We start from the raw sequence: 15,909 nt of genomic DNA, 5'->3' as shown, positions 1-15,909 counted from the left end.
CGGCACCCTGCTAATGTACGCCGCCGCGAACCCGGCTTGCCGGGCCGTAGCGGACATTGACCTGACTGTCGGCACGACTTGTTTTGAATAAAGCTCAAACGCTGTCCACGCGCTATGACCCCCGTGAGCTCTCTGATGAGGAGCTGGTCGCGCGTGCACATACGGAGCTGTTTCACATCACGCGCGCCTATGAAGAATTGATGCGCAGGTATCAACGCACTCTGTTCAACGTTTGTTCAAGGTATTTAGGGAACGATAGAGATGCGGACGATGTCTGTCAGGAAGTGATGCTAAAGGTGCTGTACGGCCTCAAGAACTTCGAGGGTAAATCGAAGTTCAAGACCTGGCTCTACAGCATCACGTACAACGAGTGCATCACGCAGTATCGGAAGGAACGGCGAAAGCGTCGCTTGATGGACGCCTTGAGTCTGGACCCCCTTGAGGAAGCGTCTGAAGAGAAGGCGCCGGCACCCGAGGACAAGGGCGGACTCGATCGCTGGCTGGTGTATGTGAACCCGATCGATCGGGAGATTCTGGTGCTGCGATTCGTCGCAGAGCTGGAGTTCCAGGAGATCGCTGACATCATGCACATGGGTTTGAGTGCTACAAAAATGCGGTACAAACGTGCTCTAGATAAATTACGTGAGAAATTTGCGGGCGAGACTGAAACTTAGTGCGTGGCAAATATCTCTTACGTGTAGGCAAGTTCTGTTAGACTTGTCGCCGAGTTGTCCCCCGGTTTGTGGGACTGCTTTACAATCACCAGATGGGGATTTAACGGATGAAACTGAAAAACACCTTGGGCTTGGCCATTGGTTCTCTTATTGCCGCAACTTCTTTCGGCGTTCTGGCACAAGGCCAAGGCGCAGTTGAAGGCGAGCTGTTCTACAAGAAGCAGTACAACGATAGCGTCAAGCACATCGAAGACGGCTTCAACCCAGGCGCTCGCATTGGTTACTTCCTGACCGACGATCTGTCCTTGAACTTGTCCTACGACAAGACTAACCACACCCGTTCGAACGACGGTACTGGTAGCCAGAAGATCAAAGGTGACACTGGCAGCCTCGTGGCCCAGTACCACTTCGGTCAGGCCGGCGTTGACAGCCTGCGTCCATACGTTGAAGGCGGTTTCGGCCACCAGAGCCGTGGCAACGTGCAAGCTGACGGCCACAGCGGTCGCGATCAGACCACTTTCGCCACCGTCGGTACCGGCGTGAAGTACTACTTCACCAACAACCTGTACGCTCGTGCCGGTGTTGAAGCTGACTACGGTCTGGACAACGGCAAGTGGGACTACTCCGCACTGGTCGGCCTGGGCGTGAACTTCGGCGGTAACGCTGGCGCAGTTGCTCCAGCTCCTACCCCAGCACCAGCTCCAGAGCCAACTCCAGAGCCAGAAGCTCCAGTTGCTCAGGTTGTTCGTGTTGAGCTGGACGTTAAGTTCGACTTCGACAAAGCCGTTGTTAAGCCTAACAGCTACGGCGACGTGAAAAACCTGGCCGACTTCATGGCTCAGTACCCGTCCACCAACGTAGAAGTTGCTGGTCACACTGACTCCGTAGGTCCAGACGCTTACAACCAGAAGCTGTCCCAGCGTCGTGCTGACGCTGTTAAGCAAGTCCTGGTTAAAGACGGCGTGGCTCCTAGCCGTGTAACTGCTGTAGGTTACGGCGAATCCCGCCCAGTTGCTGACAACGCAACTGAAGCTGGTCGCGCTGTTAACCGTCGCGTAGAAGCGTCGGTTGAAGCTACCGCTCAGTAATTACTGAGTAGTAGAAAAAAGCCCGGCTCAGGCCGGGCTTTTTTTCGTCTGCAATTTGCCTCAGGCGCTGGCCGCTACTGCGACATAAGCCGCCTGCTCAGCCGCTGCAACCCTGCCAATCACTAGAATTGCCGGGCTCTTCAACGCAAAAGCCTGCGCATCTTCCTGCATGCGCGACAGCACGCTGCGGCACTCCCGTTGCTGGGGCAGCGATGCATTCTCGATCATCGCCACCGGCATATCCGCCGCCATGCCGCCGTCCAGCAACTGCTGGCGTATTTCTTCCAGCTTCGCCACGCCCATATACACCACCAGCGTCGTCCCGCCTTCAGCCAGCGCGCGCCAGTTCAGGCGGCTGTCGTCCTGGGTATGCGCTGTGACGAGCGTTACGCCACGGCTGACACCGCGCAGCGTCAGCGGGATATCGCAGTGGGTCGCGCCTGCCAGCCCCGACGTAATGCCATTGACCACTTGCGCCTCGATCCCGCGCTCGCGCAGCCACATCGCCTCTTCGCCGCCGCGTCCGAAAATGCACGGGTCGCCGCCTTTGAGCCGCACCACACACTTGCCCTGACGCGCGTAACGCAGCATCAAACGGTGGATGAAATCCTGCGGTGTTGAACGACAGCCGCCGCGCTTGCCCACCGTAATCACCCGCGCATCGCCGCAATGTTCCAGCACCGCCGGGTTGACCAGATCGTCAATCAGCACCACATCGGCCTCGTTCATCGCCCGCACCGCCTTCAGGGTCAACAGCTCCGGATCCCCCGGCCCTGCGCCTACCAGCCAGACTTTTGCGCTCATATTCCTGTCCTCACACACTGATAGCGATTGGCTGCGGATGGCTTACCAGCAGACGTTTGATTTCCGGCACACAGGAGCCGCATTGCGTGCCGCATCCCAGGGATTGCTTGAGCCCCTCCAGGTCCAGGCCCTGGGCAATACCGGCACACACCGCGTTTTCACTGACGTTCATGCAGTTACACAACACCTTGCTGTTTGCCGCCGCACCGCCGGGCGCTGCGCTCAAGGGCGCGAGCAGCCAGCGGCGCAACTGCTCATCGGTGCGGCCTTCCAGCCACAGGCTCTGCAGCCAGTGGCGGGCCAGGGTTTCACCGGCCAGGCGTACTGCCGTGATGCGGCCTTTTTCGATCTTCACCCGCTTGCCGATCGAGCGGCGCGGGTCGTCGTAGGCCATCACCGGGCCGTCGTGCAGGCCCAGCAGTTGGTCGATACGGGTCAGCAGCTCAAGCTCGGGCGCTGCGGTATGTGCCGCGCGTACCAGCAACGCCGGCCGTTCCCGTCCGGCCAGGCTCAGGCTGACGTAGGCAAAGCCCTCGCACAGTGGGCGCAGCGCCTCGAAGTGTTGCTGCACATCGCCCTCAATCAGCGCGAACAGCTGCCAGGGCAACTGCACCGCCTCCAGGCGCACGCCGCTGTGCTTGAGTTCCGGCTGTTTCGACAGCGGGTCGAACGCCGGCTGGGTGAGGGTGTTCACGCCGCCCTTGAGAAACCGGTCGCCCCAGTGCATCGGCAGGAAGGCCTGGCCGGGGCGTACGCTGTCATCACTGCTCACGGCAACGATCACATTGCCGCGCCTACTTTTGAGGTTTACCAGGTCGCCTTCCTTGAGGCGATGACGGCGCAGTTCATCGGGGTGCAGGCTCAACAGCGCCTCGTTCACATGCCCGAACAACTGCGCCGCCGTGCCGGTGCGACTCATGCCGTGCCATTGGTCGCGCAGGCGGCCAGTGATCAGTGTCAGCGGGAAGCGCGCGTCGCGCTGCTCCTTGGCCGCGCGATAAGGATCGGCGATAAAGTGCGCGCGGCCACCGTCGGTCGGGAAAACCCCGTCGGTATACAGACGCGGGGTGCCGCTGCGGGCGCCCATGGGAAACGGCCACTGCTGCGGCCCCAGTTCGTCGAGCAGGGCATGACTGATACCCGACAAATCCAAATCACGCCCACGGGTCAGCAGCTTGAACTCATCAAAAATCTGCGCCGGATGCTCGAAGGCGAACAGGCTCGGCAGCTCTGGGCGCAGTCGCTGTTCCAGGCGTTGGGCGAAATCCACGGTGATTGCCCAGTCCGGCCGTGCTTCTGCGGGGGGGGCTATGGCGCGGCGCACGTGGGAAATACGCCGTTCGGAATTGGTCACCGTGCCTTCTTTCTCCCCCCAACTGGCGGCCGGCAAAAGCAGGTCGGCGTAGGCGGCGGTCTCGGTGGTGCGAAAGGCTTCCTGCAACACCACGAATGGGCAGGCTGCCAGGGCGGCGCGCACAGCGGTCTGGTCCGGCAGCGATTGCGCGGGGTTGGTGCACGCGATCCACAGCGCCTTGATCTTGCCGGCCTGCACCTGCTCAAACAGCTCAATGGCCGTCAGCCCGGTCGGCTCCGGCAACGCATCGACGCCCCAGTAAGCAGCGACTTCTGCGCGGTGTTCAGGGTTGGCGGCTTCCCGATGGCCCGGCAACAGGTTGGACAAACTGCCAGTTTCGCGACCGCCCATGGCATTGGGTTGGCCGGTCAGGGAGAACGGCCCACAGCCTGGTCGACCAATCGTGCCGGTGGCCAGGTGCAGGTTGATCAGCGCGCTGTTTTTAGCGCTGCCGGCGGTGGACTGGTTAAGCCCCATGCACCACAGCGACAGAAAGCCAGGGGAGGTGCCCACCCATTCGGCGCACAGGCGCAATTGCTCGACACTGATCCCGCACAATTGCGTGACCATCTGCGGCGTGTAGTCATGCACCAGGCGTTTAAGCTCCGCCAACCCGTCCGTATGGGCCTGGATAAAGTCGCGGTCGATCCAGTCTTCCCACAGCAACAGGTGCAAAATTCCATGAAACAGCGCCACATCCGTGCCCGGTAGGATGGCCAGGTGCATGTCAGCCAATTCGCAGGTGTCGGTGCGCCGAGGGTCGATCACCACGACTTTCATCTGCGGACGCCGCGCCTTGGCTTCCTCCAGGCGTCGGAACAATACCGGGTGGGCGTAGGCCATGTTGCTGCCGACGATCATCACGCAGTCACTGGTGTCGAGGTCTTCATAGCTGCAGGGTGGCGCGTCGGCGCCCAGGCTGCGCTTGTAGCCGACCACCGCCGAGGACATGCACAGCCGTGAATTACTGTCCAGATTGTTGGTGCCCACCAGCGCCCGCGCCAGTTTGTTGAAGCTGTAATAGTCCTCGGTGAGCAGTTGCCCGGAAATATAGAAGGCCACGCTGTCCGGCCCGTGTTCGGCGAGTGTGTCGGCGAACACGCTGGCCGCGTGGTCCAGCGCGGTATCCCAACTGGTGCGGCTGCGAGCCAGGCCTTTGCCCAGGCGCAACTCCGGGTACAAGGCGCGCGCGCTCAGGTCGCCCGTCAGGTGCAGGCTGGCGCCCTTGCTGCACAACTTGCCGAAATTGGCCGGGTGGCTCGGGTCGCCCTGCACACCGAGAATCTGCGTGCCGTCATGCTCGATCAGCACGCCGCAGCCCACCCCGCAGTAGCAGCAGGTGGACGCGGTGATTTGGCGGTCCATCAACCGGCGTCCCGTATGGCCAGCATCACCCGGCCGTTTTCGACACGGGCGGGATGATGGTGGGCGCAGCCGATATCCGGCGCCTGGGCTTCGCCGGACGCCAGGTCGATCTGCCAGTTGTGCAGCGGGCAGGCCACGCGTTTGCCGTAGATCAGGCCTTGGGACAGCGGGCCACCCTTGTGCGGGCAGCGGTCGTCGAGGGCGAAGACTTCGTCGTCACTGGTGCGAAAGATCGCGATGTCGCCCTTGGGCCCATTGATGATGCGCGAGCCCAGTGCGTTGATCTCGTCGAGGGCGCAAATATCCAGCCAGTTCATGCCTGCACCTCCAACTGTTTGACGGGGATCACCTCGAATTCCTTTTTCAGCAAGGGCTGCTCCAGCCGTTCTTTCCACGGGTCCTGCTCGAATGACAGCGAGAATTGCAGGCGCTCATTCAGTGCCTTGCGCCGCGCCGGGTCTTCCAGCACGGCTTTCTTGATGTGCTCCATGCCCACGCGCTGCAGGTAATGCACGGTGCGCTCCAGGTAGAACGCCTCTTCGCGATACAACTGCAGGAACGCGCCGTTGTACTCGCGCACTTCGTCGGCGGTTTTGAGCTTGACGAAGAACTCCGCGACTTCGGTCTTGATGCCGCCGTTGCCGCCGATATACATCTCCCAGCCGGAGTCGACGCCGATGATGCCGACGTCCTTGATGCCGGCTTCCGAGCAATTGCGCGGGCAGCCGGACACCGCCAGCTTGACCTTGTGCGGCGACCACATGTTGAACAGGTCGTGCTCAAGCTCGATGCCCAGTTGCGTCGAGTTCTGCGTGCCGAAGCGGCAGAACTCGCTGCCCACGCAGGTTTTCACGGTACGGATGGATTTGCCGTAGGCGTGGCCGGACGGCATGTCCAGGTCCTTCCATACGCCGGGCAGGTCCTGCTTTTTGATGCCGAGCAAGTCAATGCGCTGACCGCCGGTGACCTTGACCATCGGCACGTTGTACTTGTCGGCCACGTCGGCGATGCGGCGCAGTTCCGACGGGTTGGTCACGCCGCCCCACATCCGTGGCACCACAGAGTAGGTGCCGTCTTTCTGGATGTTGGCGTGGGCCCGTTCGTTGATCAGGCGCGACTGCGGGTCGTCCTTGGCTTCGCCGGGCCAGGTGGAGATCAGGTAATAATTCAGCGCCGGGCGGCAGGTGGCGCAGCCGTTGGGGGTGCGCCAGTTCAGGTAGCTCATGGTGCCGGCGATGGTCAGCAGGTGCTGTTCGCGGATGGCCTGGCGGATTTGCCCGTGATTGAGGTCGCTGCACCCGCAGATGGCTTTTTCGCTCTTGGGTTTTACATCGGCCGCGCCACCCACGGTGTTGATCAGGATCTGTTCCACCAGCCCCACGCAGGAGCCGCAGGAACTGGCGGCCTTGGTGTGTTTTTTCACCTCGTCGACACTGAACAGGCCCTGTTCCTGGATAGCCTTGACGATGGTGCCCTTGCACACGCCGTTGCAGCCGCAGACTTCAGCGCTGTCGGCCATGCTCATGGCCTTGTCCTGGCCCTGATGGCCGACATCGCCCAGGGCGTTCTCGCCGAACATCAGGTGATCGCGGATCTCGCCGATGGCATGGTTCTCACGGATCTGGCGGAAATACCAACCGCCATCGGCGGTGTCGCCGTACAGGCAGGCGCCAACCAGGATGTCGTCCTTGATCACCAGTTTTTTGTACACGCCGCCAATCGGGTCGGAGAGGGTGATGGTCTCGGTGCCTTCGCCGCCCATGAAGTCGCCGGCCGAAAACAGGTCGATGCCGGTGACTTTCAGCTTGGTCGAGGTGACCGAGCCCTTGTAAGTGGCAAAGCCCAGCTGGGCCAGGTGGTTGGCGCAGACCTTGGCCTGTTCGAACAGCGGCGCCACCAGGCCGTAGGCAATCCCGCGATGGCTGGCGCATTCGCCGATCGCATAAATACGCGGGTCGTAGGTTTGCATGGTGTCATTGACCAGAATCCCACGGTTGCACGGGATGCCGGATTTTTCCGCGAGTTCGGTGTTGGGCCGGATGCCGGCAGCCATCACCACCAGGTCGGCGGGGATGATGTCGCCATTCTTGAACTGCACCGAGCCGACGCGACCATTGCCGGCGTCGTGCAGGGCCTGGGTGTGTTCGCCCAGGCGAAAGACCAGGCCACGGCTTTCCAGTTCGGTTTGCAGCAGTTGGCCACTGGTCTTGTCCAGCTGACGTTCCAGCAACCATTCGCCGATGTGCACCACGGTCACGTGCATGCCACGCAGCATCAGGCCGTTGGCGGCTTCCAGGCCGAGCAGGCCGCCGCCGATGACTACCGCGTGTTTATGGGTTTTGGCGGTGTCGATCATGGCCTGGGTGTCGGCAATGTCGCGATAGCCGATCACGCCCTGCAAGGTGTTGCCGGGGATCGGCAGGATAAACGGCGTGGAACCGGTGGCGATCAGCAACCGATCGTACTCGGCCTCGGTGCCGTCATCGGCGATGACCTTGCGTCTGACCCGGTCGATCTGCACCACCTTGCGGTTGAGCAGCAGCTTGACGTTGTTGTCCAGGTACCAGTCCAGGTCGTTGAGCACGATCTCTTCGAAGGTCTGTTCGCCGGCCAGCACCGGCGACAGCAGGATGCGGTTGTAGTTGGTGTGGGGCTCGGCGCCGAACACGGTGATGTCGTAGAGGTCGCTGCTCAGCTTGAGCAGTTCTTCAAGGGTACGAACCCCGGCCATGCCGTTGCCGATCATCACCAATTTGAGTTTTTTCATGTCGCTCTCCGACCAATCACGCGCAAACAAAAAAAGGCGTCCCCGCTAGTTACCTAGCGAGGACGCCTTTGTCCGGTCCCGTTCTCTCGGGAAGCTCGATCCTTCGTCGTTGAAGGGGCGGCTATATGTGGGTTGTTGGGAAAGCTAATGCAGCGCTTGTGCCAAGTCCGCATAACCCCGGTTTTACTGGGCGTTTAAACCCACAGCCGAAACGTTTTGCCCGTTAGTGGTGCAACAGCCCATACAGCAGCACCAGATTGAGCAGCAGCGACAGCAGCGCCAATGTGCGCCACACCTTCAAGGGTTCGCGCTCCAGCAGCGGGCGCGGGCGCACGCTCAGTTCGCGGCGGTCGGCTTGCTCCAGCACCAACAGCCATTCTTCGGCGGTTTCATAACGCTGCGCCGGTTGCGCGGCCACGGCGCGCTCCAGGCTCAGGGGCAGCCAGTCCGGCAGGTCGGGGCGATAGCGGCTGGCGCTGATCGGTTGATGGAAGCGGGGGCGTTGGAAGGCTTCGATTTCGCCGTAGGGATAATGCCCCGTCAGCAGGTAATACAGCGTAATGCCGACACTGTACAAATCCTGCTGGGCCGCAGGACGCTCGCCATTGAACGCTTCGGGGGCGATAAAGCTCGGCGTGCCCGGCAGAGTGTTGATCGGGTCTGCGGAGAGGCCCGGGCAGTAGGCCAGGCCAAAATCCAGCACGCGCAGTTCACCATCGTCGCCCAGCAGCAGGTTTTCCGGCTTGATATCGCGGTGCAGGATTTGTCGACGATGCAGCAGGCCGACCGCGCGCAGCAAACGCTCGGCGATGGACTGCCATTGCGCCAGGGGCAACGGGCCTTGCTGCTTGAACAGCTCGGCCAGGGTAAGCCCAGGGTATTCGCGCATCACGTAATACACATGCTGACGCCCGCTGGCGGGGTGGACCTGCGGGAACGCGCGCCCGGCCACCCGACGCAGAAACCATTCCTCCGACAGCAGGGCCTGGCCCGCATCGGTGTCATTGTCGTGGCTGCGCGGCAGGGTTTTCAGCAGCCAGGGCTGTTGCTGCGCGTCGCGGACCCGGTACAGCAACGATTGTCGGCTCTGCGCGACCACGCTTTCCACCTGCCAGCCTTCGAACGCCTGACCGGGCTTGAGCGGCGGCGGCAGCGGCCACTGCTGCAACTGCACCAGCGCATCGCCCAGGGTGGCGGCGCCGAGGGCGTCGATGCGCACCAGCAGCGCGCTGGCGTTGTCCTGGCTGCCGGCCAGGTGCGCGGCGCTCACCAGGGTGTTGACGGCCAGGTCGAGGTCGGTTTGCTCGCGCAGGATCGCACGGATGCTGTGCTCGCCCAATGTGGCCCAGACGCCGTCGCTGAGCAGCAGGAAGCACTCGCCCGCGCGCAGTTCGCCGTCGAGAAAGTCCAGCACCAAGTGTTGATCCAGGCCGAGGGCGCGCTTGAGCACATGCTGCATGCCCGGTTGCTCCCACACATGGTCTTCGCTGATGCGCTGCAGCTCGCCGTCCAGCCAGCGATACACGCGGCAATCGCCGACATGGGCGAGGGTAAAGCGCTGGCCGCGAAACACCAGGGCGCTGAGGGTGGTGAGCAAGGGCTGGCCGCCGCCGTTGGCTTGCAGCCAGCGATTCTGCGCGAGCAATAACCGTTCGAGCGCCTGGGCCACGCCCCAGGTCTGCGGTGTGGCGTAGTAGTCCACGGCCAGCGCCTGCAGGCTTGAGCGTGCGGCCAGGCCGCCGTCTGCACACTGGCTGACGCCGTCGGCGAGGGCGCACAGGTAACCTTTGCTCGCCGCCAGTTGCGCGCTGGGCGTGACCACGCGCAGCGCGTCCTGGTTTTCGCTGCGCGGGCCGATGGCGCTGGCCTGGGCGACGCTCAGTTGCAGGCTCATCAGACGCGCGCAGCGGTCACGGCAGCCGAACCCCAGGTGGTTCTCCAGCGGCGTTTCACGCCGTAGAGACCGAACCAGGCCAGCACGCCGAGGCTGGCGAACAGCCACAGGGCCAGTTGATAACTGCCGGTGCTTTGCTTGATCGCGCCCATGCCGGCGGCGAGGGCGAAACCACCGATGCCGCCGGCCATGCCGATCAGGCCGGTCATCACGCCGATTTCGCTGCGAAAACGCTGGGGCACCAGTTGGAAGACTGCACCGTTGCCCGCACCCAGCCCGAGCATGGTGCACACGAACAGTGCCAAGGCGGCGTAGGAACTAGGCAGGTTGAAGCCCACCGCCGCTATGCATATTGCCGCCACGCCGTACATGCCCAGCAGCGTGCGGATGCCGCCGAAACGATCCGCCAGCGCGCCGCCCAACGGACGCATCAGGCTGCCGCCGAACACGCAGGCGGCGGTGTAGTAGCCGGCGGTCACCGGGCTCAGCGCGTACTGGTCGTTGAAGTAGCCGGGCAGGGCGCTGGCCAGGCCGATGAAACCGCCGAAGGTCACGCTGTAGAAAAACATGAACCACCAGCTGTCACGGTCGCCCAGGGCCTTGAAGTAGTCGGCCATGGCTTTGGCTTTCGGGCGCTGCGGGGCGTTGCGCGCCAGCCAGGCGAACACGATCAGCGTGAGCACCAACGGAATCAGCGCAAAACCGAAGACATTGCTCCAGCCAAACGCGGCGGCCAGCACCGGCGCGAGTAACGCGGCGAACACCGTGCCGGAGTTGCCCGCTCCGGCGATGCCCATGGCCTTGCCCTGATGTTCAGCGGGGTACCACTGCGAGGCCAGGGGCAGGGCGACGGCAAAGGAGGCGCCGGCCATGCCGAGGAACAAGCCCAGCAGCAGGGCTTGCTCATAACTATGAATGCCCAGTTTCCAGGCGCCGAACAACGCGACGATCACGATCACCTGGCCAATCAGCCCGGCGGTCTTGGGCGACAGCTTGTCGGCCAGCATGCCCATCAGAAAGCGCAGCACCGCGCCCGCCAGGATCGGCGTTGCCACTACCAGGCCACGCTGTTGGGTGGTCAGGTGCAGGTCGGCGGCAATCTGCACCGCCAGCGGGCCCAGCAGGTACCAGACCATGAAACTCAGGTCGAAATACAGGAACGCGGCAAACAGGGTCGGGGTGTGCCCGGATTTCCAGAAGCTTGATTTCATCACGCACCTCAACGGTTGGGGGTCTTGTCAGAAGGCCAAAACGAAAAAAAACGCCGCCATCGGGTTCGCGAAAGCAAACCGGATGTGCGACGTCTTTGTCGTGGAAGGGCAACCGCCGTTGGCTACCTGTGATGAATGCTTAGCAAGTCCTGCGCCAACACTAAACTTGTGAAGAACAAGCCCCCAACCACAATCAAAACCAGTCTGCCCATCACAAGGCTTGCCACCGTCAGCCCAGCAATTCACTCATGGCAATAATCTGCTCGGCCACCTGGATCAGTTTCTGCTGGCGGCTCATGGCCTGGCGGCGCATCAGGGTGTAGGCCTCTTCCTCGTTGCAGCTTTTCATTTTCATCAGCATGCCCTTGGCCAGTTCGATGCGCTTGCGCTCGGCCAACTGCTGGTCGCGGGCCTGCAACTGGGCGCGCAGGGCCTGGTCGCTTTCGAAGCGGGCCATGGCCACATCAAGGATCGGTTGCAGGCGCTGGGCCTGGATGCCTTCGACGATATAGGCGCTGACGCCGGACTTGATCGCCTGGCGCATCACATTCGGGTCGTGCTCATCGGTGAACATCACAATCGGCCGCGGCTGGTCGCGGGTCACCAGCACCACTTGCTCCATGACATCGCGCCCGGCTGACTCGGTATCGATCAGGATCACGTCCGGGCGTACCGTTTCGACGCGGGCGGGCAGGTCGATGGTCAGGCCGGACTCATCGATCACCTCGAAGCCGGCCTCGACCAGCGCCGCCTTGAGCCGCCCGACCTTGCGCGGGGTGTCGTTGATCAACAGGATTCGCAACATGGTGGTGCTCCTGTCAGCGCCGGGCCTGGCGGTTGGGGTGATCCGCCAGGGCGTGCAGACGGAAACTGCGGGCGTAGGCGGCGGGGTCGGAGCCGTCCCAGATTTTGCCGTCGATCAACTGGCTGCTGCGTGTGTCCTCGTGGCTTGCCGACACGTGAACGGCGGCGGCGGCCTGGCGATACAGGTCCAGTTGCTGCACCTGGCGGGCAACCTGAAGGTAGTCCGGGTCTTCACGCAACAGACCCCAGCGGCGGAACTGGGTCATGAACCACATGCCGTCGCAGAGGTAGGGCAGGTTGACCTCGCCATTGGCGAAAAATCGCAGGGCATGAGGGTCCTGCCACTGGTTGCCCAGGCCGTCGTCATAGTGGCCCAACAGGCGCGGCTCGATGCAGTCGAGTGGGGCATCAAGGTACTCGCGGGCGCTGAGCAGTTGCGCGGTGGAACGGCGGTTTTCGTGGCTCTGTTCGATAAAACGGCTGGCTTCGAGCACCGCCATCACCAGTACGCGCGCGGTGTTGGGGTATTGATCGACGAACGCCTGGGTGCAGCCCAGCACTTTTTCCGGGTGGTTCGGCCAGATCGTCTGGCTGGTCGCCAGGGTGAAGCCCTGATTGTGCTTCACCGCGCTTGCAGCCCAGGGTTCGCCGGCACAGAAACCGTCGATGCGCCCCGCCTGCAGGTGCGCAACCATCTGCGGCGGCGGCACCACCACGCTGTCGACATCCTGCAAGGGGTGAATGCCCTGGCTTGCGAGCCAGTAATACAGCCACATGGCGTGGGTGCCGGTGGGGAACGTCTGGGCGAAGGTCAGTTTTGTGCGGCTTTGGTGCACGTGGTGGTCCAGTGCCTCAGGAGTGGTCACCCCCTGTGCCTGCAGGCCGTGGGACAGATTGATGCTCTGGCCGTTCTGGTTCAGGCCCATCAACACCGCCATGTCGGTGGGCGCCACGCCGCCGATGCCCAGGTGCACCGCGTAGATCAGCCCATACAGGCTGTGGGCGGCATCCAGTTCACCGCTGACCAGCCTGTCGCGCAGGTTGGCCCAGGATGACTGGCGCTTGAGGTTCAGGGTCAAGCCGTAGGGTTGGGCAAAGCCCTGGGTGGCTGCGACCACCAGCGAGGCGCAATCGCTCAGGGCCATGAATCCGAGATCGAGGCTGCTCTTTTCCGGGGCGTCACTGCCGTGGACCCAGGCCAGTGGATCTCTGGCCGGGCCGCTGCCTGCCGAATCGTTCATCAATGCCGCCTTTTCAATCAAAAAACCAGTGAGCAAGGCTTAGCAAGGCACATGCCACGGCCCCGCAGGCGCGGCAGACCGTCAGCTTTTCATCAAGATTGAAACCCGGCCGGCTTTCAGTATGGCCGCCTCTTTGCGAGGAACTTCCAACGTGACGATCGATTCCCCTGTCATGACCCGCTTGCGCTGGTTGCTGTGTCTGGCCGTGCTGTGCACAAGCACGTTCGTCTCGGCCGAGGCGTATCGGGCGCAGGATGAAAGCCTGCATACCGTCTTCAGCGCATTGTCAGTGCCGCTGGGGTTGCCCGTGGTGGTCAGCCGCGACGTCTCGCGCAGGCGCGTTTCGGGGGTATTCGACCTCAACGCAACGCAGCACACCTTGCAGGCCCTGGCCGAGCAGCATGGCCTGATCTGGTACAGCGACGGCCAGGTGCTGCGTGTGTATGACGCCAACGAAGCGAAAAGCTCGGCAGTGACGTTGCGATATATATCGGTCGACCGGCTGCGTGAGTTCATGCGCCGCTCGGGGTTGGATGAATCACGCTTTCCCCTGCGCGAAAGCGCCGGGCGCACCTTTTATGTGTCCGGCCCGCCCAACTACGTGGATCAGGTGCTGCACCTGGCGCAACTGATGGATCGTCAGCGTACCCAGGTGCAAGTCGGCGATCAGGCATTTGGCGTGGTGCAGGTGTTCAATACCCATGTGGCCGATCGTCAATACGCCCTGGGCGATGAGCAGGTCAATGTTCCCGGCATGGCCTCGATGATCGAGACCGTACTGGCCGCCGAGCGCAAGCAAGGTGCGCGCGATCTGATGGCCGACAAGAGCCTGCTGGTGCTCGCCTATCCCGACTCCAACAGCCTGCTGATCAAGGGCAAGCCGGCTCAGGTGAAAGTGATTGAGGCACTGGTGGCGCAACTCGACACGCCCAGGCGGCCGATTGAGGTGGCTTTGTGGCAGGTTGATGTGGACCGTACTGAACTGGAAAAACTGGGGATGGCCTGGTCCGCAGAGGGCAACGACCCGCCTTCAGTGACGCAGGTGCTGACTCCTCTGGAGGACAACCGCCTGATGGCACAACTGGCCGCGCTGGAGCGTCGTCGCAAGGCCAGGGTGGTGGCGTTTCCAGTGATCCTTACCCAGGAAAACGTCCCGGCGGTGTTCCATGACGCCCACACGTTTTACCTGCCCAAATCCGCGCAAGACGACGCTCAGTGGCAGCCGGTGCGCTATCGCACCGAAGCCAGTGTGCTGCCGCGTTTTGCCGATGCGAGCCAGATCGAAATGCAACTGAACCTGGAAGATGGGCGGCCCATGGCCGGCAAGCTCACGCCAGGTTCGGCAGCGGCGGTGGGCCGCATCGCGATCAGCACGGTGGTGCGGGTGCCTCAGGGCCGGCGCCTGTGGCTTGGGACTTTTCGCCGCGATGACGAAGGCGCGCGCCGCGTTCGTGGTGCCCAGGTGCGCCTGTTCGTGATCCAGGCGCGCGCGGTGGGTGGCGAGCCGAAGCTGCTGGCAGGCACCGTAGGACCGCCGCCACTGACTGAGGCTCAATACGAGCGGGTGCAGCGTGCCTTTATGCGCGCAGGCCCCGAGGCCATTGAGTGACCTCTGCTTGGCGAAAAGTCCTACGTAGTGACTCTCGAAATCCTCAAGTGCATAGGCAGTTTCCTAGCTCCGTTCGGCGATCAGGTTTTTATAGTCCTGCTGTTGCCGTATCGGTGGATTCAGGAAGCAAGAAATTCAATGTCAGTAAATGGATACCGAGGTGCCCATGGCCATCGCAAATGATGAGCTGACAACCTCATGGGTGTTTGCGGGGTGGACCTTGCATGGCTATGGCCGGTTGACCGGGCAGAATGTGGACCTTCAATTGCCGCCCAAAGAGTGGCATGTGCTGCGATTGCTGCTGGCATCCGGCGGTGCGTTGATGACCAAGGACCATTTGCTGGAGTCGGCCTGGCCCCGTAGAGAGGTGTCCGAGGAGTCGCTGACCCGCTGCATTTATGCGCTGCGCAAACACTTGAAGACCGACAAGGGCTTTATCAAGACGATTTATGGCAAAGGCTATCGTTTCACGTGTCCTGTGAACGTCCAGCGCAGGCCGCTGTGGGAAGGCGCGCGCGAGCAGCGTCTCTGCTCGGCCTGTGGCCAGGTGCAGCATGATTAAACGCATGACCAGCAGCGTCGTGTTGAGTGCGGTGCTGGTCAGCAGCCCGGCCTGGGCCGATTGCTGGGAAGACGTGGCCGGTCGCTACGACATTGAACCGGAACTGCTGCAGGCCATCGCGGCCGTGGAGTCGGGATACCGCGCGAACGCGATGAACAAGGCTAACAGCGATGGCAGCCGCGATATCGGCTTGATGCAGATCAACAGCATGCACCTGCCGCGCTTGCTCAAACAGGGCATTACCGAAGAACGGTTGCTAAGCGAGCCCTGTTTGTCGGTGGAAGTGGGCGCTTCGATCCTCGCCGAATTTATCCAGCGGTTCGGTTACAACTGGACGGCCGTGGGTTCCTACAACGCGGGACCTGGGTCGGGTCCGGAGCGTGATGCATTGCGCGAGCAATATGCGCAAAAAATCTGGGCCCAGTATGAGGCGCTGGTCGCACTGCGTCACTGACGATTGGGCGGCACGCCTCGCACGCGGGCGGTTACCCCGGCTATAATCGCGCCACCTTTCGCCGCCATCCGAGTCTAGCCCG

Annotated in this window: 13 protein-coding genes; 5 read left to right on the top strand and 8 right to left on the bottom strand. The window is 62.5% G+C overall.

The window, feature by feature from the left end; translation table 11 throughout:
• The first annotated feature begins 83 nt into the window (after positions 1 to 83).
• On the top strand, positions 84 to 674 hold the full coding sequence (gene sigX, locus TU79_RS17805) for an RNA polymerase sigma factor SigX (protein WP_057009210.1): 591 nt from the start codon (positions 84 to 86) through the stop codon (positions 672 to 674).
• Positions 675 to 781: 107 nt separating this feature from the next.
• Entirely contained in the window at positions 782 to 1,762 is a 981-nt protein-coding gene (locus TU79_RS17800; RefSeq protein ID WP_003230320.1) for an OmpA family protein, read from the top strand.
• Positions 1,763 to 1,822: 60 nt separating this feature from the next.
• Here the strand turns inward: TU79_RS17800 and cobA are convergent, their stop codons facing one another.
• The 8 genes from cobA to TU79_RS17760 all read right to left on the bottom strand — a co-directional run bounded on the left by cobA (position 1,823) and on the right by TU79_RS17760 (position 13,202).
• Positions 1,823 to 2,566: a uroporphyrinogen-III C-methyltransferase gene (cobA, locus tag TU79_RS17795; RefSeq protein ID WP_057009209.1), complete on the bottom strand. Its 744-nt coding sequence runs from the start codon at positions 2,564 to 2,566 to the stop codon at positions 1,823 to 1,825.
• A gap of 10 nt (positions 2,567 to 2,576) precedes the next feature.
• Positions 2,577 to 5,285 (bottom strand): nitrate reductase, encoded by a 2,709-nt coding sequence (locus tag TU79_RS17790; protein WP_057009208.1) that lies wholly within the window; start codon positions 5,283 to 5,285, stop codon positions 2,577 to 2,579.
• Positions 5,285 to 5,602 carry a nitrite reductase small subunit NirD gene (gene nirD, locus TU79_RS17785; RefSeq protein WP_057009207.1) on the bottom strand — a complete coding sequence of 106 codons (318 nt, stop codon included), beginning with the start codon at positions 5,600 to 5,602 and terminating at the stop codon, positions 5,285 to 5,287. Before nirD ends, TU79_RS17790 begins: the two co-directional genes overlap by 1 nt.
• On the bottom strand, positions 5,599 to 8,052 hold the full coding sequence (nirB, locus tag TU79_RS17780) for a nitrite reductase large subunit NirB (RefSeq protein ID WP_057009206.1): 2,454 nt from the start codon (positions 8,050 to 8,052) through the stop codon (positions 5,599 to 5,601). The genes nirD and nirB overlap by 4 nt, the downstream gene beginning before the upstream one ends.
• 223 nt (positions 8,053 to 8,275) lie before the next feature.
• Positions 8,276 to 9,946 (bottom strand): bifunctional protein-serine/threonine kinase/phosphatase, encoded by a 1,671-nt coding sequence (locus TU79_RS17775; protein ID WP_057009205.1) that lies wholly within the window; start codon positions 9,944 to 9,946, stop codon positions 8,276 to 8,278.
• Positions 9,946 to 11,157 carry a nitrate/nitrite transporter gene (locus TU79_RS17770; RefSeq protein ID WP_057009204.1) on the bottom strand — a complete coding sequence of 404 codons (1,212 nt, stop codon included), beginning with the start codon at positions 11,155 to 11,157 and terminating at the stop codon, positions 9,946 to 9,948. The genes TU79_RS17775 and TU79_RS17770 overlap by 1 nt, the downstream gene beginning before the upstream one ends.
• 229 nt (positions 11,158 to 11,386) lie before the next feature.
• A complete protein-coding gene (locus TU79_RS17765) occupies positions 11,387 to 11,962 on the bottom strand; it encodes an ANTAR domain-containing response regulator (protein WP_057009203.1) in 576 nt (191 codons plus the stop codon).
• A 13-nt stretch (positions 11,963 to 11,975) separates the two neighbouring features.
• Positions 11,976 to 13,202 (bottom strand): CmpA/NrtA family ABC transporter substrate-binding protein, encoded by a 1,227-nt coding sequence (locus TU79_RS17760; protein WP_057009202.1) that lies wholly within the window; start codon positions 13,200 to 13,202, stop codon positions 11,976 to 11,978.
• 151 nt (positions 13,203 to 13,353) lie between these two features.
• On the opposite strand from TU79_RS17760, the gene sctC reads away from it, so the two are divergent.
• The 3 genes from sctC to TU79_RS17745 all read left to right on the top strand — a co-directional run bounded on the left by sctC (position 13,354) and on the right by TU79_RS17745 (position 15,827).
• The gene (gene sctC, locus TU79_RS17755; protein WP_057009201.1) at positions 13,354 to 14,811 is read left to right on the top strand and encodes a type III secretion system outer membrane ring subunit SctC; all 1,458 of its coding nucleotides are present in this window, start codon (positions 13,354 to 13,356) and stop codon (positions 14,809 to 14,811) included.
• A 166-nt stretch (positions 14,812 to 14,977) separates the two neighbouring features.
• Complete coding sequence (locus tag TU79_RS17750; protein WP_057009260.1) at positions 14,978 to 15,373, top strand: winged helix-turn-helix domain-containing protein; 396 nt, start codon at positions 14,978 to 14,980, stop codon at positions 15,371 to 15,373.
• Positions 15,366 to 15,827 carry a transglycosylase SLT domain-containing protein gene (locus TU79_RS17745; protein WP_057009200.1) on the top strand — a complete coding sequence of 154 codons (462 nt, stop codon included), beginning with the start codon at positions 15,366 to 15,368 and terminating at the stop codon, positions 15,825 to 15,827. The genes TU79_RS17750 and TU79_RS17745 overlap by 8 nt, the downstream gene beginning before the upstream one ends.
• Positions 15,828 to 15,909 lie beyond the last annotated feature (82 nt).

Source organism: Pseudomonas trivialis (genome assembly GCF_001439805.1).
Lineage (GTDB): Bacteria > Pseudomonadota > Gammaproteobacteria > Pseudomonadales > Pseudomonadaceae > Aquipseudomonas > Aquipseudomonas trivialis.
The sequence above is the reverse complement of the archived record's forward strand: the minus strand, read 5'-3'. Positions and strand labels throughout refer to the sequence as shown.